Annotated in this window: 14 protein-coding genes, 1 tRNA gene and 2 pseudogenes; 6 read left to right on the top strand and 11 right to left on the bottom strand. The window is 72.3% G+C overall.

The window, feature by feature from the left end:
• Positions 1-17 precede the first annotated feature (17 nt).
• From ACIRC0_RS20000 to ACIRC0_RS19990, 3 genes and pseudogenes are all read left to right on the top strand, one after another.
• On the top strand, positions 18-1,397 hold the full coding sequence (locus ACIRC0_RS20000; protein WP_403617469.1) for a M1 family metallopeptidase: 1,380 nt from the start codon (positions 18-20) through the stop codon (positions 1,395-1,397).
• Positions 1,398-1,956: 559 nt separating this feature from the next.
• Positions 1,957-2,181 (top strand): annotated as a pseudogene (locus ACIRC0_RS19995) (RICIN domain-containing protein); the annotation flags it as partial.
• 410 nt (positions 2,182-2,591) lie between these two features.
• Positions 2,592-3,494: a DMT family transporter gene (locus ACIRC0_RS19990; RefSeq protein WP_403617468.1), complete on the top strand. Its 903-nt coding sequence runs from the start codon at positions 2,592-2,594 to the stop codon at positions 3,492-3,494.
• 13 nt (positions 3,495-3,507) lie between these two features.
• Here ACIRC0_RS19990 and ACIRC0_RS19985 read toward each other — a convergent pair whose 3' ends face one another.
• The 3 genes from ACIRC0_RS19985 to ACIRC0_RS19975 form a co-directional block, all read right to left on the bottom strand.
• Positions 3,508-4,428, bottom strand: coding sequence for an MBL fold metallo-hydrolase (locus tag ACIRC0_RS19985; protein ID WP_403617467.1), 921 nt, complete (start codon positions 4,426-4,428; stop codon positions 3,508-3,510).
• Between the two features lie 84 nt (positions 4,429-4,512).
• The gene (locus ACIRC0_RS19980) at positions 4,513-7,323 is read right to left on the bottom strand and encodes a SpoIIE family protein phosphatase (protein ID WP_403617466.1); all 2,811 of its coding nucleotides are present in this window, start codon (positions 7,321-7,323) and stop codon (positions 4,513-4,515) included.
• Between the two features lie 51 nt (positions 7,324-7,374).
• Positions 7,375-7,593, bottom strand: a complete 219-nt coding sequence (locus tag ACIRC0_RS19975; RefSeq protein WP_403617465.1) for a hypothetical protein — start codon at positions 7,591-7,593, stop codon at positions 7,375-7,377.
• Positions 7,594-7,754: 161 nt separating this feature from the next.
• On the opposite strand from ACIRC0_RS19975, the gene selA reads away from it, so the two are divergent.
• Together selA and ACIRC0_RS19965 are read left to right on the top strand one after the other, a co-directional pair.
• Complete coding sequence (gene selA / locus ACIRC0_RS19970) at positions 7,755-9,137, top strand: L-seryl-tRNA(Sec) selenium transferase (RefSeq protein WP_403617464.1); 1,383 nt, start codon at positions 7,755-7,757, stop codon at positions 9,135-9,137.
• Positions 9,138-9,142: 5 nt separating this feature from the next.
• Positions 9,143-10,891, top strand: a pseudogene (locus tag ACIRC0_RS19965) (SelB C-terminal domain-containing protein); the annotation flags it as partial.
• 34 nt (positions 10,892-10,925) lie between these two features.
• Here ACIRC0_RS19965 and ACIRC0_RS19960 read toward each other — a convergent pair.
• Positions 10,926-11,019: transfer RNA gene (locus ACIRC0_RS19960), tRNA-Sec, on the bottom strand.
• Positions 11,020-11,053: 34 nt separating this feature from the next.
• On the opposite strand from ACIRC0_RS19960, the gene selD reads away from it, so the two are divergent.
• Positions 11,054-12,061 (top strand): selenide, water dikinase SelD, encoded by a 1,008-nt coding sequence (gene selD, locus ACIRC0_RS19955; RefSeq protein WP_403617463.1) that lies wholly within the window; start codon positions 11,054-11,056, stop codon positions 12,059-12,061.
• Positions 12,062-12,077: 16 nt separating this feature from the next.
• On the opposite strand, the gene fdh is transcribed toward selD, so the two are convergent.
• The 7 genes from fdh to ctaD form a co-directional block, all read right to left on the bottom strand.
• Entirely contained in the window at positions 12,078-15,338 is a 3,261-nt protein-coding gene (fdh, locus tag ACIRC0_RS19950; RefSeq protein ID WP_403617462.1) for a formate dehydrogenase, read from the bottom strand.
• 6 nt (positions 15,339-15,344) lie between these two features.
• Positions 15,345-16,160, bottom strand: a complete 816-nt coding sequence (locus ACIRC0_RS19945) for a hemerythrin domain-containing protein (protein WP_403617461.1) — start codon at positions 16,158-16,160, stop codon at positions 15,345-15,347.
• Between the two features lie 84 nt (positions 16,161-16,244).
• On the bottom strand, positions 16,245-17,264 hold the full coding sequence (gene nrfD / locus ACIRC0_RS19940; protein WP_403617460.1) for an NrfD/PsrC family molybdoenzyme membrane anchor subunit: 1,020 nt from the start codon (positions 17,262-17,264) through the stop codon (positions 16,245-16,247).
• Positions 17,261-18,307 carry a 4Fe-4S dicluster domain-containing protein gene (locus ACIRC0_RS19935; protein WP_403617459.1) on the bottom strand — a complete coding sequence of 349 codons (1,047 nt, stop codon included), beginning with the start codon at positions 18,305-18,307 and terminating at the stop codon, positions 17,261-17,263. The genes nrfD and ACIRC0_RS19935 overlap by 4 nt, the downstream gene beginning before the upstream one ends.
• Positions 18,308-18,766: 459 nt before the next feature.
• Positions 18,767-19,507 carry a DUF4142 domain-containing protein gene (locus ACIRC0_RS19930; RefSeq protein ID WP_403617458.1) on the bottom strand — a complete coding sequence of 247 codons (741 nt, stop codon included), beginning with the start codon at positions 19,505-19,507 and terminating at the stop codon, positions 18,767-18,769.
• A 132-nt stretch (positions 19,508-19,639) separates the two neighbouring features.
• Complete coding sequence (locus ACIRC0_RS19925; RefSeq protein ID WP_403617457.1) at positions 19,640-20,011, bottom strand: hypothetical protein; 372 nt, start codon at positions 20,009-20,011, stop codon at positions 19,640-19,642.
• Entirely contained in the window at positions 20,008-21,720 is a 1,713-nt protein-coding gene (gene ctaD, locus ACIRC0_RS19920) for a cytochrome c oxidase subunit I (RefSeq protein ID WP_403617456.1), read from the bottom strand. The genes ACIRC0_RS19925 and ctaD overlap by 4 nt, the downstream gene beginning before the upstream one ends.
• Between the last annotated feature and the right edge of the window lie 76 nt (positions 21,721-21,796).

Raw genomic sequence — 21,796 nt, 5'->3', positions numbered from 1 at the left:
AGGGAGCAGACGCACCAGTGAGCCCTCAGCAGAAGGCGGAAGCAGACCCGTACTTCCCCGACAACGGCGACCCCCGCTACCGGGTCCACCGCTACGAGCTCACGCTGGACTACCGCCCCGGCCCCAACCGGCTCGCCGGGGCGGCACGTCTGAACGCCATAGCGGGCCCGGCCCCGCTCACCGAGTTCCAGCTGAACCTGGCCGACTTCCGCGTCGGCCGGGTCAAGGTCGACGGCCGGGCGGCGCACTACACGCACCGCGGCGGCCGGCTGCGCGTCCGCCCGTCCAAACCCGTCCGGGGGGGTGCCGCGTTCACCGTCGAGGTGCACTGGTCCGGCAATCCGAAGCCCGTCAACACCCCCTGGGGCGGCGTCGGCTGGGAGGAGCTCCAGGACGGGGCGCTGGTGGCGAGCCAGCCGGTCGGGGCACCCTCCTGGTATCCGTGCAACGACCGCCCGGCGGACAAGGCCTCCTACCAGATCTCGGTCACCACGCCGTCGGCGTACTCCGTGGTCACCGGCGGGCGCCTGCTGACCCGTACGACCAAGGCGTCGACGACGACCTGGGTGTACGACCAGCCCGCGCCGACCTCCAGCTATCTCGTCGGGCTGTCGATCGGCAGGTACCAGACCGTGCTGCTCGGCGATCCGGGCGAGGACGGTGTGCCGCAGCACGCGCACATCCCCGTGCCCCTGCTCGCGCGGTTCTCCCGGGACTTCGCGCGCCAGCCGGCCATGATGGCCCTGTTCCAGGAGCTGTTCGGTCCCTACCCGTTCGGCGAGTACGCCGTGGTGGTGACCGAGGAGGATCTCGACGTCCCCGTCGAGGCACAGGGGTTGTCGCTGTTCGGCGCCAACCACGTGGACGGCGCCCGCGGTTCCGAGCGGCTGGTGGCGCACGAGCTGGCGCACCAGTGGTTCGGCAACAGCGTGACCGTCGCCGACTGGCGGCACATCTGGCTCAACGAGGGGTTCGCGAAGTACGCGGAATGGCTCTGGTCGGAGCGGTCCGGGGGACTCGCGGCCGATCGACTGGCCGCGACGGCGCACCGGAAGCTGTCCTCGCTTCCGCAGGACCTGCGACTCGCCGACCCGGGCCGCAAGCGCATGTTCGACGACCGCCTCTACGAGCGCGGCGGCCTGGTGCTGCACGCGGTGCGCTGCGCGCTGGGCGACGAGGCGTTCTTCCGGATGCTGCGCGGCTGGGCGGGCGTGCACCGGGGCGGGACCGTGACGACCGGCGCCTTCACCGCCCACGCCGCACGGTTCGCGTCCCGGCCCCTGGACGACCTGTTCCAGGCGTGGGTGGAGGAGGCGGCGCTGCCGCCGCTGCCGGTCCCCGAACACCCGCTGCCGATGCGTCCGTTCTACCCGCCCAGCAACGCCGGCTCCGTCTGAGGCAGGGCGGCCGCCGGTCCTTCAGCCGTCGAGGCGGAGCGAGGGTCCTTCAGCCGTCGAGGCGGACGCGGGTCCTTCAGCCGTCGAGACGGACGCCGGTCCGTCAGCGGCCGAGGCGGACGACGTCCGGAACGGCGGAACCGTTGACACCGCGTTCAACTCCTTGCCGCTCGACCGGTGTTCGGAGCCTTTCCTGCTTCATCTCTTGACGCTCCTGGTACAGACCTTTAGATTCACTGACCGCTCACCGTTCCATGAATGCGCTCGACTTTCAGTCTTGTGAACGCAGGGTGGTGCTACGGGGAGGCGGCTCGGTGGCGCGCGAACGCGGCTTCGTGCTCTGCCCCCGTGCCCACCGCCTCCGAAAGGCCGTACTCCGCACGGCCGGACGCCCCCCACCACCAGCCGCGTAGTCGGCACAGGAGGACCCGTGTTCAGCCTCTTGCGCACCAGTCGAACGCACCCCCGCAGAACCGCTCCCGGCGTCCGCGCCTGGGCGGCGGCCGCCCTGGTCGCGGCATCGGCCGCGTCCCTGCTCACCGCCACACCCGCTCAGGGGATCACCGCCACGTCCTCCCGGGCGGCGGCACCGTCCCGAGCCGCTGCCGCGCAGTCCGCGGTCCTGCCGACCGGCTGGGCGACCATCGTGAACGCCGGCAGCGGCAAGTGCCTGGACGCCCGGGGCGCCGGAACCGCCAACGGCACCGCGGTCCAGCAGTACAACTGCAACAACACCGGCGCCCAGCAGTGGAGTTTCGCTGCCACCAGCGACGGTTACGTGCGAACGTCCGCTTCCGGGACATGGTGACCGTCTCCCTCGGCGGCACCGGAACCATCCGCCACATCGTCAACGACCGTGGCGGGCCGTCCAACTCCAGCACCAACGTGGCCGATCTGGTCGCCTATCCGTGAGCCTGTCCTGACCGTACGGCAGCGGTGCCTCCCGTCGTGAGAGTGCGGCGGGAGGCACCGCTGCCGTCTCCGGGCGTACCGGGCGGCTTGCAGGCGGCCGATGCGACGACGCGGCCGGTCGCCGATCACCGTCCCGCGCGTCCCGGACGGCGCCCCCGCGGTTGCGGGGCACCGCTCGACGCCGTGGACTTGAGTGCGTGGGGCGCCCGCAGCCCTGCCGACCCGGTGTGGAGGAGACATGATCGTCGCTGCGGGGGCGCTGGCACCCGGGGGCGGCGCGCCGTGCTGAGCGTGCTGCTCGCCGTCCTGGCGGCGATCGCGAACGCCCTCGCCTCCGTGCTGCAGCGCAAGGCGGCGCGGGACCGCCCGGCGAGCGAGAGCCTGAGCTGGCGGCTCGTACGGCACCTGTTGCACCGGCCGGTGTGGTTCGCCGGCGTCCTCTCGGTCATCGCCGGATTCCTGCTGCAGGCCGCGGCGCTGGGCAACGGCCAGATCTCGCTGGTGCAGCCGGTGCTGGTCCTGGAACTGCCCGCCACCCTGCTGCTGGCATCGCTGGTGTTCAGGAGCCGACTGGGCGTCCGGGAATGGGGCGCCTCGGTGATGATGGCCGCCGGCCTCGCGGGGCTGCTGTTCGCCCTGTCCCCCTCGCAGGGCTCGGCCGCACACGCCACCGCTCTGAGGTGGGCGTTCGCCTCGGGAGTGAACGTGCTCCTGGTCGCCGCCATGGTGGTGTGGGCCCGTCTCGCCGATCCCGGGGCCCGCAAGGCGGCCCTCCTGGGAGTGGCGACCGGGTGCGGTTTCGGGTTCACCGCCGCGCTGATCAAGGGCATGACGGACACGTTCACCCACGGCATCGGCGCGCTGTTCACCAGCTGGCAGCTCTACGCCATGATCGTGGCGGGCACCGGCGCGATGTTCCTGCTGCAGTCCGCGATGCACGCCGGACGGCTGCTCGCCAGCCAGCCCGGGCTGACGATGTCCGACCCGGTCGTCGCGATCCTGTGGGGCGTCTTCGTCTTCGGCGAAGCGGTCCGGGGCGGCGTGTACACCATCTTGTCGGTCGCGGGGGCAGTCGTCGTGGCCGTTGCCGTGACGCTGCTCACCCGCTCCCCGCTGCTCGCCGGTCAGACGGGTATCGGAGAAGGAGGGCAGCCCCGCGGCGAGGCCGGCACGAAGACGGGATAGCGTCCCCGGGCTCTCATCCGAGGCCGGCGAAGGGATCGCTCGGCTGCCAGGCGGCGGGCAGGACGACGTCGACGCCGTCACGGCGCGCGAGGGGCAGCAGTCGGCTCATGGTCGTGTCGAGGTCGTCGAACAGGTAGGGCAGCGGGCGCAACGGGCGCCCCAGACCGGTGAAGAAGTCGTCCCAGTGGACGAGGACGACGCGCCGGGCTCCGGTGGTGGTGACGACCTCGTCCCAGTACGCCTGGAGGAACGCGGCGGGCTGCTTGCCCAGGTTGCCGATGCCCAGATAGACGACGTCGGCCCGGTGACCGCGCAGGGCGCCGGGCCGGTGGTTGGCGCTGGCGTGCAGCAGCAGACGGCCGCGGGGGTGCGCGACCAGCACGGAGTAGACGGTGCCGGTCTTCCAGGCCCGGGCGCGGGCCGGCGGGACCAGGGGCCGGTCGATGCTGCCCGGGTAGTGGTCGCCGGGGCTGTGCAGGGAGGTCAGGAAGGTCAGGTCGAAGCCGCCGTAGGTGAGGGTGTCGCCGTCCTCGACGACCCGCAGCGATCGTGCGGGGACCCCCTGACCGCGCCCGACGTTCGCGGTGGACCGCGACCCGACCAGCTCGGCACCGGTTTCCAGCGCCCACAGCGGGGCGTCGAGGGCGTGGTCGTAGTGGGAATGCGCGCACACCACGGCGGCGAGGCCGTCCACGCCCAGTCGCTCGACGGCCGCGCGGACCAGCCTGCGGTCGGGCGCGATGCGGCCCAAGGCCACGCGCAGCAGGCGGGGCCGGGTGACGAACCCGTCCATGAGGAGACGGGTCTCACCGTCCGACAGCAGGACGGAGCTGGCGCCGAGGAAGTGGGCGGTCAGTCCGTCGTGCGGGAGCGCGGCACGCTGCAGATACGGCAGGTAGGGCCGCAGGCTGGGGCGGCTGATCGGTGTCCTCACCCGGCCATCCTCGGGCGTGTACGGCCCCGGTGCCAGCCCCGGTGCCCCTGCGGTCGGGCAGGCGCGCCCGGGGCGGGATCCGCTCTACATGGCAGGGTCGCCGAACTGTTCCAGGAGGACGTCGACCGGCGTGGGGTCCGTCGCGGCGGACGTGACGTCGTGGACGTCGTGGAGGGTCTGCTCCGCCCAGATCACCTTGCCCCGGGCCGTGTAGCGCGTCCCCCACCGCTGGGCGAACTGCGCCACCAGGAACAGCCCCCGCCCGCCCTCGTCCGTGGTCGCCGCCCGCCGCAGCCGCGGCGAGGTGCTGCTGCCGTCCGCCACCTCGCAGATCAGGCAGCGCCCGTACAGCAGCCGCACGGTCACCGGTGGCGACCCGTGCCGGATCGCGTTCGTGACCAACTCGCTGATGATCAGCTCCGTGGTGAACCCGATGTCCTCCAGCCCCCACTCCCGCAATTTGTCCCTGCACCGTGTCCGGACCGAGGGCACGACCGCCGGCTCCGGCGGCACGCCCCACTCGGCCACGCACGAGCGCGGGAACAGCCGGGTCCGCGCCACCAGCAGGGCGATGTCGTCGGCGGGTCGCGCCGGCCCCACCGCATCGATCACCGCCTGGCACGCCTCCTCCGGACTGCGCCTTCCGGCCGCGCCCAGCGCCCGGCGCAGCCGATCCAGGCCGACGTCGATGTCACGGGCGCGTTCCTCCACCAGACCGTCGGTGTAGAGCACCAGTTGGGAACCCTCGCTCAAACGCAGCTCGGCGGTCTCGAAGGGGTAACCGCCCAGGCCGAGCGGTGCCGACGCCGGTACGCCCGGACAGGTGACGGTTCCGTCCGGACGCACCACCACCGGTTCGGGGTGCCCGGCGCGGGCCATCGTGCACGCCCCCGTCACCGGGTCGTAGATCGCGTACAGACACGTCGCTCCCGTCACCGCCTCGCCCTCGTGGCCGTCGGCGGCCTCGGCGGCGTCCTCCTCGTTGTCCATGCGGGCGACCAGGTCGTCCAGGTTCCCGAGCACCTCGTCCACGGGGAGGTCCAGCGTGGAGAAGTTGTGCACCGCGGTGCGCAGTCGCCCCATCGTCGCCGCCGCGTGCAGTCCGTGACCGACGACGTCGCCCATCGCCAGCGCCACACGTGCGCCCGGCAGCGGGATGACGTCGAACCAGTCCCCGCCCACCCCCGTCGCAGCAGGCAGATACCGCCAGGCCACCTCGAGCGCGTCCTGCTCCGGTTGCCCCCGCGGCAGCAGACTGCGCTGCAACGTCACCGCCATCTCGTGCTCCCGCGTGAACCGCCGGGCGTTGTCGATGGCCACCGCCGCCCGCGCGGCCAGCTCCTCCGCGAAGTACAGATCGTCCGGCTCGAACGCGGGGGAGTCCGTCGTCCGGTAGAAGTTCGCCACACCGAGCGGCACGTTCCGAGCCTGCAACGGCATGGTCACCAGCGAATGCAGCCCGAGTTCCAGCGCCTTGCGTGCACGTTCCGGATCCTGCTCCCGCCAGCCGTGCGCCCTGCGCAGGTCCGGCTCCACCATCCCCCGACCCTCCTGGAGCGCGTGCATCTGCGGGGTTCCCGGCGAGAACGTGATCATCTCGCCCACCGGATACACCGGCATCACCTGCCGGTCCCCGCTGATCGCCGTACGCCGCAGATGCCGCCATCCCTCCGCGGTCGGCTCCCAGCCGCGCAGCACGGCGTCCAGCAGATCGACGGTGACGAGGTCCGCGAACTGCGGCACCGTCACGTCCGCCAGCTCCTGCGCCGTACGCCCCACATCGAGCGTCGTCCCGATCCGCAACCCCGCCTCGTAGAGGAGCTTCAGCCGCTCCCGCGCCACCTCGGCCCGTCCCGAGACCGCCGCCAGCTCCGTGGTGTCCCGCAGCGTCACCACGCTGCCCCCCGGACCACCGTGCGGGAAAGTGGGCCGCTTGTTCACCGCCAGCAGCCGGTCCTCCGCGACGTGCACCTCGTCGGTCACCGCGTCCGGCGAGATCAGCAGCCGCGTGATCTTCTCCGGCAGCCCCAGCTCCCGCACCGGGCGCCCCTGCGCGTCGGCCGGCAGGGCCAGCAGCCGCCGCGCCTCGTCGTTGGCCAGCAGCAGCCGCCCGTCGGGGGTGGTGATGAGCACCCCTTCCCGCACCGCGTGCAGCACCGCCTCGTGGTGCTCGTACAGCCGCGCCAGCTCCACCGGGGCCAGGCCGTGCGTCTGCCGCAGCAGCCGTCGGGACGCCAGCGTGGTCCCGGTCGCGGCCAGTGCCAGCGCCGCCGCGCCGGTACCGACGATGATCGGCAGCTGCGGCATCCACAGGCGCGACACGTTCTTGACCGTGATCCCCGCCGAAACCAGGCCGACGACCGTGCCATGGGAGTCGAACACCGGGACCACCGCCTGCACGGCCGTGCCCTTGCCGGCGGGAACGGGCGGCCCACCGGCCTGCTCGATGACGGTACGGCCTTCCAGCGCCGGCTTGATGTCGCCGACGAACTTCTTCCCGATCTCCTTCGGGTAGGGGTACGTATAACGAATTCCCTTCGTGTCCGTGACGACCACGAAATCCACGCCCGCCTTCTTGCGCGCCGCTTCGGCCCGCGGCTGCAGGACCGCCGACGGGTCCCGGCTGCGCAGCGCCTCGGCCGTTCCGGGCGCGTTCGCGAACGACTGGGCCGCGACGACCGACACGCGGCGCCCCTGCTGCAGCGCGTCCCGCGCCGCCTGGAGCATCACGCTCGCCACCGCGGCCACGACCAGCAGCACCACGATCACGATCTGAAGGAGGAACACCTGCCCGGCCGCGCTGTGAGGGTTCAGCACGGAACCGCGACGCTCACGCGCGCGTCCGGTGGGCGGGGGCCGCGCCTGGGTCCGATCTCGTCCGAAACGTACCCTCATGTTCCCTTCATAGCACCGCTGTGCGCACCAGGACCGGCCGATCCGAAGCCGTCAGCGTTCCCTCTCCCACACCTCGGGGCCACCGCCGTGCCACTCGATCAAGGGCGAGTCGGCCACGTCCACCTCGTCCACGCCCTCCAGCCCGGCGTGCTGCAGGAAGACCGTCAAGTCATGCAGCGAATAGGCGGTGCCGAGGATCTCGCCGTCCGCGCGCACGCGCCGGCCGCCGCTCTCGCTCGGCGGGTACACGATCACTCGACGCTCGGCCATGGCTCCAGCCTCGCCCCCGGGGGCCGGGCCCGCATGCCGGGCTACTCCGCGCACAGCCCCGCGCCCTGCCACCCCGGCGTGTCGGGCGGGCGGCCGGGGGCACTGGGAGACGATGGGTTTTCCTCGGACAGCCAGGCCGGGGCCGGAGAGGCAGGGGCCGCATGGAGCAGGGGGTCACACCGCAGGGAGCCGTTGAGGGGACCGGGGCGGTCGCGTCCGGCGCCGGACACGCGCCCCGGCCGAGCGGTGCCGTCGACACGCGACGGCGCATTCCCCGCACGGACACCCTGCTGAGCGATCCCCGCCTGGTGGAGGCGGTGGGCCGGCTGGGGCCCCGCGTGGTGAAGGCGGCCGTGCGGCAGGCGCAGGAACAGGCACGCGACGGCTGCATCCCGCCGGAGCGGGTGCGGGACGCGGCCCTCGCCCTGCTCCCGGGGACCGCCGGCGGTCTGCGCCCGGTGATCAACGCCACCGGCGTGGTGCTGCACACCAACCTCGGCCGGGCGTCCCTGTCGGCCGCGGCCCGGCAGGCGGTGCTGGAGGCCGCCGGGCCCACGGACGTCGAACTGGACCTGCACACCGGCGTCCGGGCCCGCCGCGGGCGCACGGCTGTGAAGGCGCTGTGCGACCGGGTGCCCTCCGCCGCCGCGGCGCACGTCGTCAACAACGGAGCCGCCGCGCTGGTCCTGGTCGCGACCGCGCTCGCCGCCGGCAAGGAGATCGTCATCAGCCGGGGGGAGATGGTGGAGATCGGTGACGGCTTCCGGCTCCCGGACCTTCTGGTCTCCACCGGGGCCCGGCTCCGCGAGGTCGGCACCACCAACCGCACGACCGCCGCGGACTACGCCGCCGCGATCGGACCTCAGACGGGGTTCGTGCTGAAGGTGCACCCCTCCAACTTCCGCGTCACCGGTTTCACCCGCGCCGCAGATGTCGGCGAACTGGCGCCGCTGGGCGTCCCCGTGGTCTCCGACATCGGCTCCGGGCTGCTCGCCCCCCACCCGCTGCTGCCCGAGGAACCCGACGCCGAGACGCAGTTGCGGTCCGGCGCCTCACTTGTCACCGCGAGCGGCGACAAACTGCTCGGCGGCCCGCAGTGCGGACTGCTCCTCGGCGACGGGGAGTTGGTCCGCACCGTCTCCCGGCACCCCCTGGCCCGCGCCCTGCGCGTGGACAAGCTGACCCTGGCCGCCCTGGAGGCCACGCTCACCGGCCCGCGGACCCCGACCGCCGCCGCCCTGGCCGCCGACCCCGAACAGCTGATGGCCCGCGCCGAGGAGCTCGCCAAGGCGCTGAGCGCCGACGGCATCGACGTACGCGCCGTCGACAGCGCGGCGACCGTGGGAGGCGGCGGCGCGCCCGGGGTGACGCTGCCCAGCGCCGCCCTGTCCCTGCCCGAGTCCTGCGCCGCCGCGCTGCGCACAGGCGCCGTCCCCGTCGTCGGGCGCCTGGAGGCGGGGCGCTGTCTGCTCGACCTGCGGGCCGTGCCCCCGGAGGACGACGAGCGGCTGGCCGGGGCCGTGCGGTCGGCGGCGGGGAGGTAGTCGCCATGCGGGTGCTGGCCACGGCCGGGCACGTCGACCACGGCAAGTCCGCTCTGGTGCGGGCTCTGACCGGGATGGAACCCGACCGCTTGGAGGAGGAGCGGCGCAGGGGGCTCACCCTCGACCTCGGTTTCGTGTGGACCCGGCTGGAGGCGGACGGGGAGCACCTGGCCTTCGTGGACGTGCCGGGACACGAGCGGTTCGTCGCCACCATGCTGGCCGGGGCAGGACCCGTGCCCGCCGTGCTGTTCGTCGTGGCCGCCGACCAGGGCTGGCAACCCCAGTCCGAGGAACACCTGGCGATCCTCGACGCGCTCGGGGTACGGCACGCCGTGCTCGCGGTGACCCGCAGTGACCTGGCGGACCCCGAGCCCGTGCGCGCCGACGCCCTGGAGCGCCTGGCCGCCACCTCCCTCGGCACGGTGCCGTCCGTGGCGGTCAGCGCGGTGACCGGCGCCGGACTGGACGAACTGCGCGCGGAGCTGGCCCGTTCGGCACGATCGCTGCCGGTGCCGCCCGCGGACGCCGACGTGCGGCTCTGGCTGGATCGCGCCTTCACCGTACGCGGCCACGGCACCGTGGTGACCGGCACGCTCGCCGCGGGCACCCTGCGTACCGGTGACCGGCTGGTGACGGGCGACGGCTCGACCCTGCTGAAGGTGCGCGGGCTGCAGTGCCTGCACGAGGAACGGTCCGCCGTCAGCGGTGTGGCACGGGTGGCGGTCAACGTGCACGGCTCCGTGGACGGTGCCCTGCGACGGGGGCAGGTGCTGCTGACACCGGACCGCTGGCTGCTCACCGACCTCGTGGACGTGCGCGTCACCGGTGAACCGGTCGCCGACCTGCCCCGCACGGTCACCCTCCACATCGGTACGGCCGCCGTCCCGGCGACGGTCCGCCCACTGGGGGAGGACACCGCGCGGCTGACCCTGAACCGGGCCCTGCCTCTGCGTGTCGGGGACCGGGCCGTGCTCCGGGAGCCGGGCGGGCAGCGCATGCCGTGCGGGGTGACCGTGCTCGACGTACGCCCGCCGCGACTGGCCCGGCGGGGCGCGGGGCGTTCCAGGGCGGCGGAACTGGCGGCCATGACCGGCCGCCCGGACGGTGCCGCGGAGCTGCGGCGCCGGCGAATCGTCCGCCGCTCGGAGCTGCTGGCGATGGGGGTGCCGCCGCCCACCGCGCCCGTCGCCGGGGAGTGGCTGGTCGACGAGACCCACTGGGCGGCACTGCGGGAGCGCCTGGCCGCCGAGGTGAAGCGGTACGCCGAGGAGCACCCGCTGGAACCGGGCCTGCCGGCCGAGGCGGCCCGGCGCCTGCTCGGCCTGCCCGACCGGACGTTGGTGGACGCGCTCGCCGAGACACCGGGCCAGTCCCGACTGCTGCGCCGGCAAGGCCGGTTGTACGGTCCCGGCAGCCTCCGGCCGACACTGCCACCGCCCCTCCAGGCCGCCGTCGACGCCGTACGACACGAGCTGACGCGGACGCCGTTCCGCGCACCGGACGCCGACCGCCTGAAGGAACTCGGGCTGACCCGCAAGGCGGTGGCCGCCGCGGTCTCGGCGGGCGCGCTGCTGGCGGTGGCCGACGGCATCGTGCTGCTGCCGGGAGCGGACGCCCGGGCCGCCGACGTCCTGCGCCGGCTGCCCCAGCCGTTCACACTCAGCGAGGCCCGCCGCGCCCTGGACACCACGCGCAGGGTGGCCGTGCCGCTCCTGGAACTGCTGGACGCGCGGGGACACACCGAGCGGGTGGACGACCAGCGCCGGCGCTGCCGGCCCGAGCCGGGCAGCGGAGGCGGACGGGAATCGAACCCGCCTGCCCGAGATCCTCGGACACCTCGGTTTTGAAGACCGGGAGGGCCACCAGGCACCCACACGCCTCCACCGCCCGCCAGGCTAGTGCCCCAGGAGACAGGTATGACACCGACCCGCCAAGAGACCGTCCGCCTCACGCAGTTCGCCCATGGCGGCGGCTGCGCCTGCAAGATCCCGCCCGGAGAGCTGGAGGAGGTGGTCGCGGGGCTGACCGTGCCACCGCTCGCCGGGGGCGACACCCCGTTGCTGGTCGGCCTCGCCACCGGCGACGACGCGGCCGTGGTCACCCACCGGGGGACGGCGATCGTCTGCACCGCCGACTTCTTCACCCCGGTCGTGGACGACCCCTACGACTGGGGGCGCATCGCCGCCGCCAACGCCCTGTCCGACGTGTACGCGATGGGTGGCCGGCCCGTGCTGGCCGTGAACCTCCTGGCCTGGCCGCGCGACCGGCTCCCGTTCGACCTGGCCCGCGAGGTGCTGCGCGGTGGACTGGACGTCGCCACCGAGGCGGGCTGCCACGTCGGCGGCGGGCACAGCGTGGACGACCCGGAACCGAAGTACGGCATGGCGGTCACCGGTGTCGCCGACCCCGAGCGGCTGCTGCGCAACGACGCCGGCCGGCCGGGACTGCCGCTGTCGCTGACCAAGCCCCTGGGCACCGGTGTGCTCAACAACCGGCACAAGGCCACCGGCGAACGGTTCGAGCAGGCCGTCGCCACGATGGCCGCCCTCAACCGGGACGCATCCCAGGCCGCCCTCGCCGCCGAAGTCACCTGTGCCACCGACGTCACCGGCTTCGGCTTCCTCGGCCATCTGCACAAGCTGGCCCGCGCCTCCGGCGTCACCGCCGTGGTCGACACCGCCGCCGTGCCCTACCTCGACGGCGCCCGCGAGGCCGTACGGGACGGCTACGTCAGCGGCGGCACCCGGCGCAACCTCGAATGGGTCACCCCGCACACCGACTTCGGGGACACGGACGCCGACACCCGTCTGCTGCTGGCCGACGCGCAGACCTCCGGCGGCCTGCTCGTCGCCGGGGAGGTACCCGGCGCGCCGGTGATCGGGGAGCTCGTGCCGCGCGGCTCGCACTCGGTGGTACTGAGGTGAGCTCCGCGACGGTGGCTCAGACCTCCGTGCCGGTGTGGTCGTCGATGCCGGCCCGGGCCCGGTAGGCGCGCACCAGCTCGACGGCCGCCGGGCCCCTGGGACGGCGGCCGGGCCGGATGTCGACGGCGAACGCCTTCGTCTCCTGGATGTGGGTGTTGGGGTCGAGGGACATGTGCACCAGCTCGTTGGCCGCGTCGCCCGTGGTGTAGCCGTTCGGCCCCCAGTGGTAGGGCAGACCGACCTGGTGCAGGGTGCGGCCGTGCACGGTCAGCGGGGGCACCCGGTCGGTCACCAGCACCCGCGCCTCGATGACGTTCCGGGCGCTGACGATCGTTGCCCAGCCGGTGTGCTCCAGGCTGCGCTCGGCGGCGAGTTCGGGTGATACCTCGCAGAAGAACTCCGGCTGCAACTCGGCCAGGTAGGGCTGCCAGCGGGACATGCCGCCCGCGGTGTGGTGCTCGGTGAGCCGGTAGGTGGTGGCGACGTACGGGAACACCTCCGTGCCCGGCTCGTCGCCGCTGGGCTGGTAGCGGTTGTCCGGGTGCGTCGGCAGCAAGTGCCGTACGGGATTGCGCTGCTGGGGGTACAGCAGGTTGGTGAAGGGCGAATCCTGCGGCTCGTAGTGCGTGGGAAGCGGCCCGTCGGTGAGCCCGGAGGGCACGAACAGCCAGGCCTTGCCGTCGGCCTGCATGATGAACGGGTCGGTGCCCGACAGCGCCTCGGCGCCCGTGGCGTCCGGCGGGGGCTGGTGATGAGGGGACTTGTTGTTCGCGAAGTCGGGGATGTCGTGTCCCACCCACAGCGCCTTGTCCTCGTCCCACCACACCAGTGCCTTGCGCTCGCTCCACGGCCTGCCGTCCGGGTCGGCGGAGGCGCGGTTGTAGAGGATGCGGCGGTTGGCCGGCCACGCCCAGCCCCACTCGTTCGCCACCCAGTTCTGCTGCTTGCCCGGCTTGCGGCGGGCCGCCTGGTTCACGCCGTCGGCGTAGACCCCGCAGTAGATCCAGCAGCCGCAGGCCGTGGAGCCGTCGTCGCTCAGTTGCTCGTAGGAGGCCAGCGGGTCGCCCTCGGCGTCGTAGCCGTTGATCTCCGCGAGGACCGCCTCCGCCTCCGGTTCGGCGTTCTCGCCCTTCGTGGGGTAGTCCCAGGTCAGGTCCAGCACCGGGCGGTCCATCCCGTCGGCCGACCCGGCGAGCTTCTCCCGGATGATGCGGCCGAGGTGGTAGGTGAACCACAGGTCGCTGCGCGCCTCGCCAGGCGGCTCGACGGCCTGGTGGTGCCACTGCAGCAGACGCTGGGTGTTGGTGAAGGTGCCGTCCTTCTCGGTGTGCGCGGCGGCCGGAAGGAAGAACACCTCGGTGCGGATGTCCTCCGTGCGCAGCTCGCCCGTCTCGATCTCCGGGCCGTCCTTCCACCAGGTGGCCGACTCGATGAGGGAGAAGTCGCGTACGACGAGCCAGTCGAGATTGGCCATGCCCAGCCGCTGCATCTTGGAGTTGGCCGAGCCGACCGCCGGGTTCTCACCCATCAGGAAGTAGCCCTTGCAGGTTCCCTCCAGCTGGGCCATCACCGTCTCGTAGGTCGAGTGGGAGCCCGTCAGGCGCGGCAGATAGTCGAAGCAGAAGTCGTTGTCGGGCGTCGCGGCGTCGCCCCAGTACGCCTTGAGCAGGCTCACCAGGTACGCGCGCATGTTGCCCCAGTAGCCCTTGTGCGCCGCCTCCGCCTCGATGAAGGCGTCGAGGTCCTGGTTGTGGTGCGCGTGCGGCATCGGGATGTAGCCGGGCAGCAGGTTGAACAGGGTGGGGATGTCGGTCGAACCCTGGATGGAGGCGTGTCCGCGCAGGGCGAGGATGCCTCCGCCCGGACGGCCGATGTTGCCGAGCAGGCTCTGCAGCACGGCGGCCGTGCGGATGTACTGGACACCGACGGTGTGCTGCGTCCAGCCGACCGCGTAGGCGAAGGCGGTGGTCCGCTCGCGTCCGGAGTTCTCCGTCACGAGTTCGCACACCTGGCGGAACAGGTCCTGCGGCACTCCGCAGATCCGCTCGACCATCTCCGGTGTGTAGCGGGCGTAGTGGCGCTTGAGCACCTGGAAGACACAGCGCGGGTGGGTCAGTGTCTCGTCGCGCCGGGGCTCGCCCTCCGGGATCGCGGCGCCGCCCGAACCGTGGGCCTCACCGCGCGCCGCCTCCGACACCGAGCGGCCGCCACGCGTGCGCTCCTGGTACTCCTGGTCACGTTCGCCCGAGGCCGCCTGGATCTCCGTGCCCTCGTACTGCCAGCTGCTGTTGTCGTAGCTGCGGCTGTCGGTGTCCAGACCCGAGAAGACGCCGTCGAGGTCCTCGGTGTCCCGGAAGTCCTCCCGCAGCAGCACCGGCGCGTTGGTGTACGCCACGATGTAGTCGCGGAAGTACTTCTCGTTGCTCAGGACGTAGTTGACGATCCCGCCGAGGAAGGCGATGTCCGAGCCCGCGCGCAGCGGCACATGCAGGTCGGCCAGCGCGCTGGTGCGGGTGAACCGCGGGTCGACGTGGATCACCTTCGCTCCGCGGGCCTTGGCCTCCATCACCCACTGGAACCCGACCGGGTGGCACTCGGCCATGTTCGAGCCCTGGATGACGATGCAGTCGGAGTTCTGCAGGTCCTGCTGGAAGGTGGTCGCGCCGCCGCGGCCGAACGAGGTTCCCAGACTGGGAACGGTGGAGGAGTGTCAAACACGCGCCTGGTTCTCGATCTGAATCGCTCCCAGGGCGGTGAACAGCTTCTTGATCAGGTAGTTCTCTTCGTTGTCGAGGGTCGCCCCGCCGAGGCTCGCGATGCCGAGCGTGCGCCGGGTGCGGGTCCCGTCGACCTCCCACTGCCAGCCGGCCCGGCGCGCCGCGATCACCCGGTCGGCGATCATGTCCATCGCCGTGTCGAGGTCGAGACGCTCCCAATCGGTGCCGTACGGGCGCCGGTACAGGACGTGGTGCTCGCGCGAGTCGCCGGTGGTCAGCTGGAGGCTCGCCGCGCCCTTGGGGCACAGACGGCCGCGTGAGATGGGGGAGTCGGGGTCGCCCTCGATCTGCGTGACCCGCTCGTCCTCGACGTAGACGTTCTGGCCGCAGCCCACGGCGCAGTACGGGCAGACCGACTTGACCACCCGGTCGGCGGTGGCTACCCGGGGCGTGAGCCGCGCGCTGGTCCCGCTCTTGGCGGCGGCCCCGCGGCCCAGCGGGTCGGTGCCCTTGAGCTGGCGGTAGACCGGCCAGGAGTCGATCCATGTGCGTACGCCCATGTTTGGCTACTCCTCCCGCTCGGTTCCTCGTCGTGCGGCCTCCCAGGCGCGCACGACGCCGGACCCCAGACGTTCCCGGTCCTCCTGCGGCAGATTCTCCCGCAGGCGGGCGAAGACGGCATCCTCGAACGCCGCGTGCCGGCGCAGTCGGTCCACGAGTTGCTCGACCAGGTCGTCGAACTCCTCGGTGTCCGGGGACGCCTCGCTCAGGGCCGCGAGGGTGCCGGCGCCCTCCCGCTCCTGCCGGAGCCCCTGATCCGCCAGATGGTCCCCGTCGTCGAGCGCCTCCCGTACGGCCGGCCAGAGGTGGCGCTGCTCGGCCGGCTCATGACTGCGCAACGCCTCGGTGATCAGGCCGACGAGCAACCCCCTGCGCGACCGCTGGGCCTTCGAGCCGCCCTTCTTGGCGCCCGGCAGAGCCTGCACCTGCTTCAGCAGGGCCGTCACCCGGTCGTGGTCGCGCGTCAGCACCGTGGTCACCTCGTGCACGTCACCGGGGGCCCGCTCGCCCTCCGGGCGGAGATCCCGCTGCTCGGCGGCCCGCCGCATCTGGCGGTCCGCGGCGGCGCGGTGCTTGACCCACTGGTGTACGGCGTCCTTGCCGGTGGGGTTCTCGGACGGCGGGCTGGACAGGTGCTGGGTGGACTCCCCGGGCATGCCCGGACGGTGCTGCTCCGCGGTGGTGAGGGTGTCGCCGCCGTCCGCGGGCAGCCCCGTCGCGATCAGGAATGCCTGCCCCGCGGGTATGCCGAGCCGCCGGCCGGCCTCCTCGTAGTCGAGGCCGTCCGAGAGCAGGTCCAACACCTGGCTCCGGGTGGGCATGACGTCCACCTCCTTCCGGCCCGGCTGGTCCTGGGTACCCTCCGCGCGGCCGGTGAAACGGCCGCCCGGCCGGGTGCCGGGCCGTCAGCGACCGCGCGCGTCCAGCCGTTCCCGCTGCGGCACGACCGTGTACTTGGGGTCCTCGGCGGACACCACCCCGGCGTGGAAAACGGCGAACCGCAGAGCCGCCGAGCCGGCCAGCAGTGCCGCGCCCGCCGTCACCGACAGACGGCGGCCCGGACGCCGGCCCGCGAGGGCCGCCAGCGCCGCGCCGCCCGCCGTGAGCGCCTCCGCGGCGCGCAGCAGCGTACGGGGCCTGCCCTGCTCGTACGGTTCCGCCGCCAGGCCTGTGCGCCGCTTCATCAGCCGGAAGGCGCCGAGCTCCAGGGCGGCGCCCAGCACCGCCATACGGTGCGCGGGCCCCGCCTGCGCCGCCGGGGCGCCGACCAGGCCCAGCCCGGCCGCCGCGCTCGCGGCGGATCCCGCGAACACGAACGGCATCTCGCGGTAGCCCTCGTGCCAGGTGGGCACCGCCGTGTCGGAGATCAGGACGGCGGTGTAGGTGGCGACCGCCGGTCCCAGGACGGCCGCGCCCGCCGTGGCGGCGGCCCCGGCCATGCGGTAGCGGCCCGCGACGTCGGCGGCCGCGGCGGCCACCGTCAGCGGCGCGTAACCGGCGAGCAGCCAGGAGCCGACGCTCATCGGTGAGGTCGGCTTGAGGACGCGGAGCATGTTGACGAAACGGGCCGGGCGCCCCAGGTCGTGCACGAGCGCGGCCAGCGACAGCGAGATCGCGCCCGCGGCGCCCAGCTTCGCGGTACGCGCCAGCACCGGCCGTCCGGTGGCCTGGCCCCCGGCGGCGAGCAGCGACGACGCGCCCGCGAGGCCGCCGAGGTAGAGGTAGCCCGCGATGTCGAGGGGTTTCCAGACCGGCTTGTTCAGGATCGGTTTGCCGTAGTACGAGGAGAACCGCGCCTCGGGCACCATGGACCGCTCACCGCGTCCGCGGCGTCGCCGGCGGCGTCCGGTGTGCGCGCCGGTGAGGGCCTCGCGTCCGGGGCGGGCCCCCTCCACGCCGTCGCGGGTGACGTCGGAGCCGGTCATCGCGGCCTCCTGGCGAAGCTGACGGCGGCCAGCGCCGCGAGCGATGCGGCGGCCGCCGCCGCGTGCCGCCACATCGAGGGCAGGTCCCGGGTGGTGACGACCGGGTCGGGCGGCAGTCCGTAGACCTCCGGCTCGTCCAGCAGCAGGAAGAACGCGCCGTCGCCGCCGACACCGTCCTCGGGGCTCTCGCCGTACAGGCGGGCATCGGTGACGCCGGCGGCGTGGAGCTGTGCGACCCGGGCGGCGGCGCGTTCGCGCAGCTCGTCGAGCGGGCCGAACTGGATGGAGTCGGTGGGGCAGGACTTGGCGCAGGCCGGTTCCATCCCGACGCCGAGCCGGTCGTAGCACAGGGTGCACTTCCACACCCGCCCGTCGTGGGGACGCTGGTCGATGACGCCGTACGGGCAGGCGGGCACGCAGTACCCGCAGCCGTTGCAGATGTCCTCCTGGACCACCACCGTGCCGAACTCCGTCCGGAACAGCGAGCCGGTCGGGCACACATCGAGACAGGCGGCGTGCGTGCAGTGTTTGCAGACGTCCGAGGACATCAGCCAGCGGAGTTCGGTGCGTCCGTCCGGGGACACCGGCGAGATCTCCCCGGCCGGTGCGCCGGGGGGTGCGGAGCCGGGCGTGGGCGCCGTGGCTCCCGGACCCGGGGAGGAGGCGGAGGTGCCGAGGCTCCGGGCGGCGTCGAAGACGTCGACGTCCTGGTGACCGGCACCGGGTTCCTGACCGCCGAGCGGTTTGCGCTGCTCGATGAACGCCACGTGCCGCCAGGAGTCCGCGCCCAGCCCCTGGGTGTTGTCGTAGGACATGCCGGTCAGTTCCAGGCCGTCCTCGGGTACGGAGTTCCACTCCTTGCAGGCCACCTCGCACGCCTTGCAGCCGATGCACACCGAGGTGTCCGTGAAGAAACCCATGCGCGGCGGGGTGTCGGTGTAACCGGACGCCTTCGCCACGTCGGGTTGCGGACCGAAGAGCAGGTTGGCGCGCACGGCCTCCTCGCCTGCCCCGCCGGCCTCCGCGCCGCTGCCACGCGTCATGCCCCGACCTCCTGGACCCTGTCGTCACATCTCCGCCTGCGGCGCGACGCCTGGCCGCCCTGCGGACGGACGACGGGCATGTGACGGCAGGGCTCGCCCAGTCGTCACCGGCACCCGTCGAGCTCGGCGCTCACTCGCGTTTCGAGCCTGGCACGAGTCCCCCGGGCGCGCTCGCCGGAAACACCCTCGGGGGATTCCGTCCCGGAGACGGCAGTTCGGCAGCCCGGCCCGTTCGGCCCAGCGACGAGCCGCCGTGGACGGCGTCCACCGGCCGGCGAGTGGGGGTTCGCGGGAGCCGGGAGCGCCGCGCGGTGGAAAGGACGTATGCCGGAGCGTGAGGGCCCCGCGCGGGCCGCGGACGACGTCGTCGGCACCCGCGGAGAGCGAGCCGGAGCCGCATCCGCTCGCCTGGCGGCACGATGACCCCCGCCGCCGTCCCTCCCACCGCGTCGGCGGGCGTCAGTTGGCCGACGGGCTGGGCGTGGGGGAGGCCGTGTTGATGTTCAGGTCCGGGCGCGGAGTGAGGACGACCATCGGCTCTCCGGGCTGGGGCGCCGGCGGGGTGAGCTGGTCCTTGGGGAGCTTGGGCGGGGTGGTCTGCTGGAAGTTGGCCTGGTCGAAGTTGACCGTGCCCGTCTTCTCCATCATCGTCAGGTGGTCCAGGACGGTGTCGTTGGCCAGGTCGGCGAGCTGACGCACCAGCGTGTTCTTGGTGGTGGCACGGACCTTGGCGATCACCGGGAAGATCTGGCCGTGGGTCACACGCATGATGTTCGCGGCGGTGGAGTCGAACTCCTTGCCGTTGGCCGCGTCCGCGGTCGCCACGAACTGCTGCTGTTGCGGTGTCGCCCGGTTGGGCAGGGTGATGCCCAGCTCCGGGGCGATCTTGCGGCACATCTCGTCGAGTCCGGCGTGCCCGACGATGAGGTGCTTGCCGGCTTCCCGCATCTCCGGCGACGAGCCCTTCTTCAGCGAGATCTCGCCCAGGGGGTACTCCCACAGCCCCGCGGAACGCACCTTGACGACGAAGTCGCGGTCGGACTCGGTCAGCGGGCCGTACCGCGTGTTGGCGATGACCCGGTCCGGAGAGCTGGACGTGGTCTGGACGCCGAGCATGGCGGGGTAGGCGAGGGCGGTGAGGGTCAGGCCCAGTGCCCCGGCCACGAAGAGGGTTCCTGCGATGTTGCGGGATATGGGCATGCTGCCTCCATGCACGAGCGGCTTGTACAGCAGGAGGTACGTAGGCGCCAGCCGCATCGATCATTGCTTTGGGAAAAACTTGTCCATCCCCCTGTGTCGTGCGTCACAGGGGGAGGTGTGCGGGAGGTGCGTTCACCGTGTCAGGGGGCACAGGGCCGTGATGAGGCCTGTGATACCGAGGAGTGCGCAGGCGCACGCCGCGTGAGCCTTGAACAGAGCGCGCCGCAGTGCGGCGTACCGGGCCTCGTACTCGTCCCGCAGTTGCCGGGCGCGTCGGGCGATGGTGGCCAGTGTCTGACGGGTGATGTCGAGACGCTGGGTGACGTAGTGGCGTACCAGCTCCTCGGCCTGTGCGGTCGTCAGCCAGGGGAGCCGGGCGCACAGGGCCTCGGCTTCGCGGTGCGCCCTGTCGTACTCGGCGTGGGCGAGCAGGTAACCCTCGACCTCGGCGGCGAGCGCGGGCCCCTCGGTGTGCGGTGTCCTGTCGTCCGGTGCGGCGCTCACCGCGCAGGTCCCTGGTGTCCCGGTGCCTCGATGACGTCGCGCTTGCCGGTGTAGGTCGCGTAGTCGACCTCGGCCAGGTCGGGGTGGTGCAGGTCGAAGGCGGGGGACTCGGAGCGGATCCGGGGCAGGGTGGTGAAGTTGTGGCGCGGCGGTGGGCAGGAAGTCGCCCACTCCAGCGAGCGGCCGTAACCCCAGGGGTCGTCGACCTGGACGCGCTCGCCGTACTGCGCGGTCCTCCACACGTTGTACAGGAACGGCAGGGTGGACAGGCCCAGCAGGAAGGCGCCGATGCTGGAGACGGTGTTCAGCCAGGTGAAGCCGTCGGCGGCCAGGTAGTCGGCGTAGCGGCGGGGCATGCCCTCGGCGCCGAGCCAGTGCTGGACCAGGAACGTGGTGTGGAAGCCGACGAACAGCGTCCAGAAGTGGATGTACTCCAGGCGGTGGTTGAGCATGGTGCCGGTCATCTTCGGCCACCAGAAGCTGAATCCGCCGAACATCGCGAACACGATGGTGCCGAAGAGCACGTAGTGGAAGTGCGCGACCACGAAGTAGCTGTCGGTGACTTCCCAGTCGAGTGGCGGCGAGCCCAGGATCACGCCGGTCAGCCCGCCGAAGAGGAAGGTGACGAGGAAGCCGACCGCCCACAGCATCGGCGGCTCGAAGGACAGCGAGCCCTTCCACATGGTGCCGATCCAGTTGAAGAACTTCACACCGGTCGGCACGGCGATGAGGTAGGTCAGCAAGGAGAAGAACGGCAGCAGCACGGCCTGGGTGGCGAACATGTGGTGGGCCCACACCGTGACCGAGAGGCCGGCGATCGAGATCGTCGCACCGACCAGGCCCATGTAGCCGAAGATCGGTTTGCGGGCGAACACGGGGATGATCTCGGTGATCACGCCGAAGAAGGGCAGGGCGAGGATGTAGACCTCGGGGTGCCCGAAGAACCAGAACAGGTGCTGCCACAGGATCGACCCGCCGTTGGCCGGATCGAAGACATGGGCGCCGAAGCGGCGGTCGGCCTCCAACGCGAAGAGGGCGGCGGCCAGCACGGGGAAGGCGAACAGGACCAGGACCGAGGTCAGCAGCACGTTCCAGGTGAAGATCGGCATCCGGAAGATCGTCATGCCGGGAGCGCGCATGCACACGATCGTGGTGACGAAGTTGACCGCACCCAGGATGGTCCCGAACCCCGCCAGTGCCAGCCCCATGATCCACAGGTCGGCACCGAGGTGGGCGGTGCGCTCCGGGCCGCTGAGCGGGGTGTAGGCCGTCCAGCCGAAGTCCGCCGCCCCGTTGGGGGTGAGGAAACTGCTCAGCACGATCAGCGCGCCGAACAGGAACAGCCAGTACGACAGCATGTTCAGCCGCGGGAAGGCCACGTCGGGCGAGCCGATCTGCAGCGGCATGACCGCGTTGGCGAAGCCGGCGAAGGTCGGGGTGGCGAAGAGCAGCAGCATGATCGTGCCGTGCATCGTGAACAGCTGGTTGTACTGCTCCTCGGACACGATCTGCAGGCCCGGGCGCGCCAGCTCCGCCCGGATCAGCAGCGCCATCACCCCGCCGACCAGGAAGAAGACGAACGACGTGATCAGATACAGATGCCCGATCTTCTTGTGATCCGTCGTCGTCAGCCAGGACACCACCACGCGCCCCGGGTGGCGACGCCCCTCGACCGGTACGAGTGTGGCCGGCTCCGTCTGTGCGGTCATCGCAACAACTCCAGATACGGGAAAAAGCCGCGAATGGAAATTACGCGGTCAAAGATCCCGTAACGGCGCTTGCTGC

The sequence above is a fragment of the Streptomyces sp. NPDC093984 genome, assembly GCF_044764595.1.
Classification (GTDB): domain Bacteria; phylum Actinomycetota; class Actinomycetes; order Streptomycetales; family Streptomycetaceae; genus Streptomyces; species Streptomyces cynarae.
This window is presented reverse-complemented; position numbering and strand designations above follow the sequence as displayed.

What these genes read in the sequence shown, in the direction of transcription:
- ACIRC0_RS19980 (WP_403617466.1), bottom strand. Translation starts at nt 7,323, where the DNA reads ATGAGGGTACGTTTCGGACGAGATCGGACCCAGGCGCGGCCCCCGCCC.
- ACIRC0_RS19975 (WP_403617465.1), bottom strand. Translation starts at nt 7,593, where the DNA reads ATGGCCGAGCGTCGAGTGATCGTGTACCCGCCGAGCGAGAGCGGCGGC.
- selA (WP_403617464.1), top strand. Translation starts at nt 7,755, where the DNA reads ATGGAGCAGGGGGTCACACCGCAGGGAGCCGTTGAGGGGACCGGGGCG.
- selD (WP_403617463.1), top strand. Translation starts at nt 11,054, where the DNA reads ATGACACCGACCCGCCAAGAGACCGTCCGCCTCACGCAGTTCGCCCAT.
- ACIRC0_RS19945 (WP_403617461.1), bottom strand. Translation starts at nt 16,160, where the DNA reads ATGCCCACCCGGAGCCAGGTGTTGGACCTGCTCTCGGACGGCCTCGAC.
- nrfD (WP_403617460.1), bottom strand. Translation starts at nt 17,264, where the DNA reads ATGACCGGCTCCGACGTCACCCGCGACGGCGTGGAGGGGGCCCGCCCC.
- ACIRC0_RS19935 (WP_403617459.1), bottom strand. Translation starts at nt 18,307, where the DNA reads ATGACGCGTGGCAGCGGCGCGGAGGCCGGCGGGGCAGGCGAGGAGGCC.
- ACIRC0_RS19930 (WP_403617458.1), bottom strand. Translation starts at nt 19,507, where the DNA reads ATGCCCATATCCCGCAACATCGCAGGAACCCTCTTCGTGGCCGGGGCA.
- ctaD (WP_403617456.1), bottom strand. Translation starts at nt 21,720, where the DNA reads ATGACCGCACAGACGGAGCCGGCCACACTCGTACCGGTCGAGGGGCGT.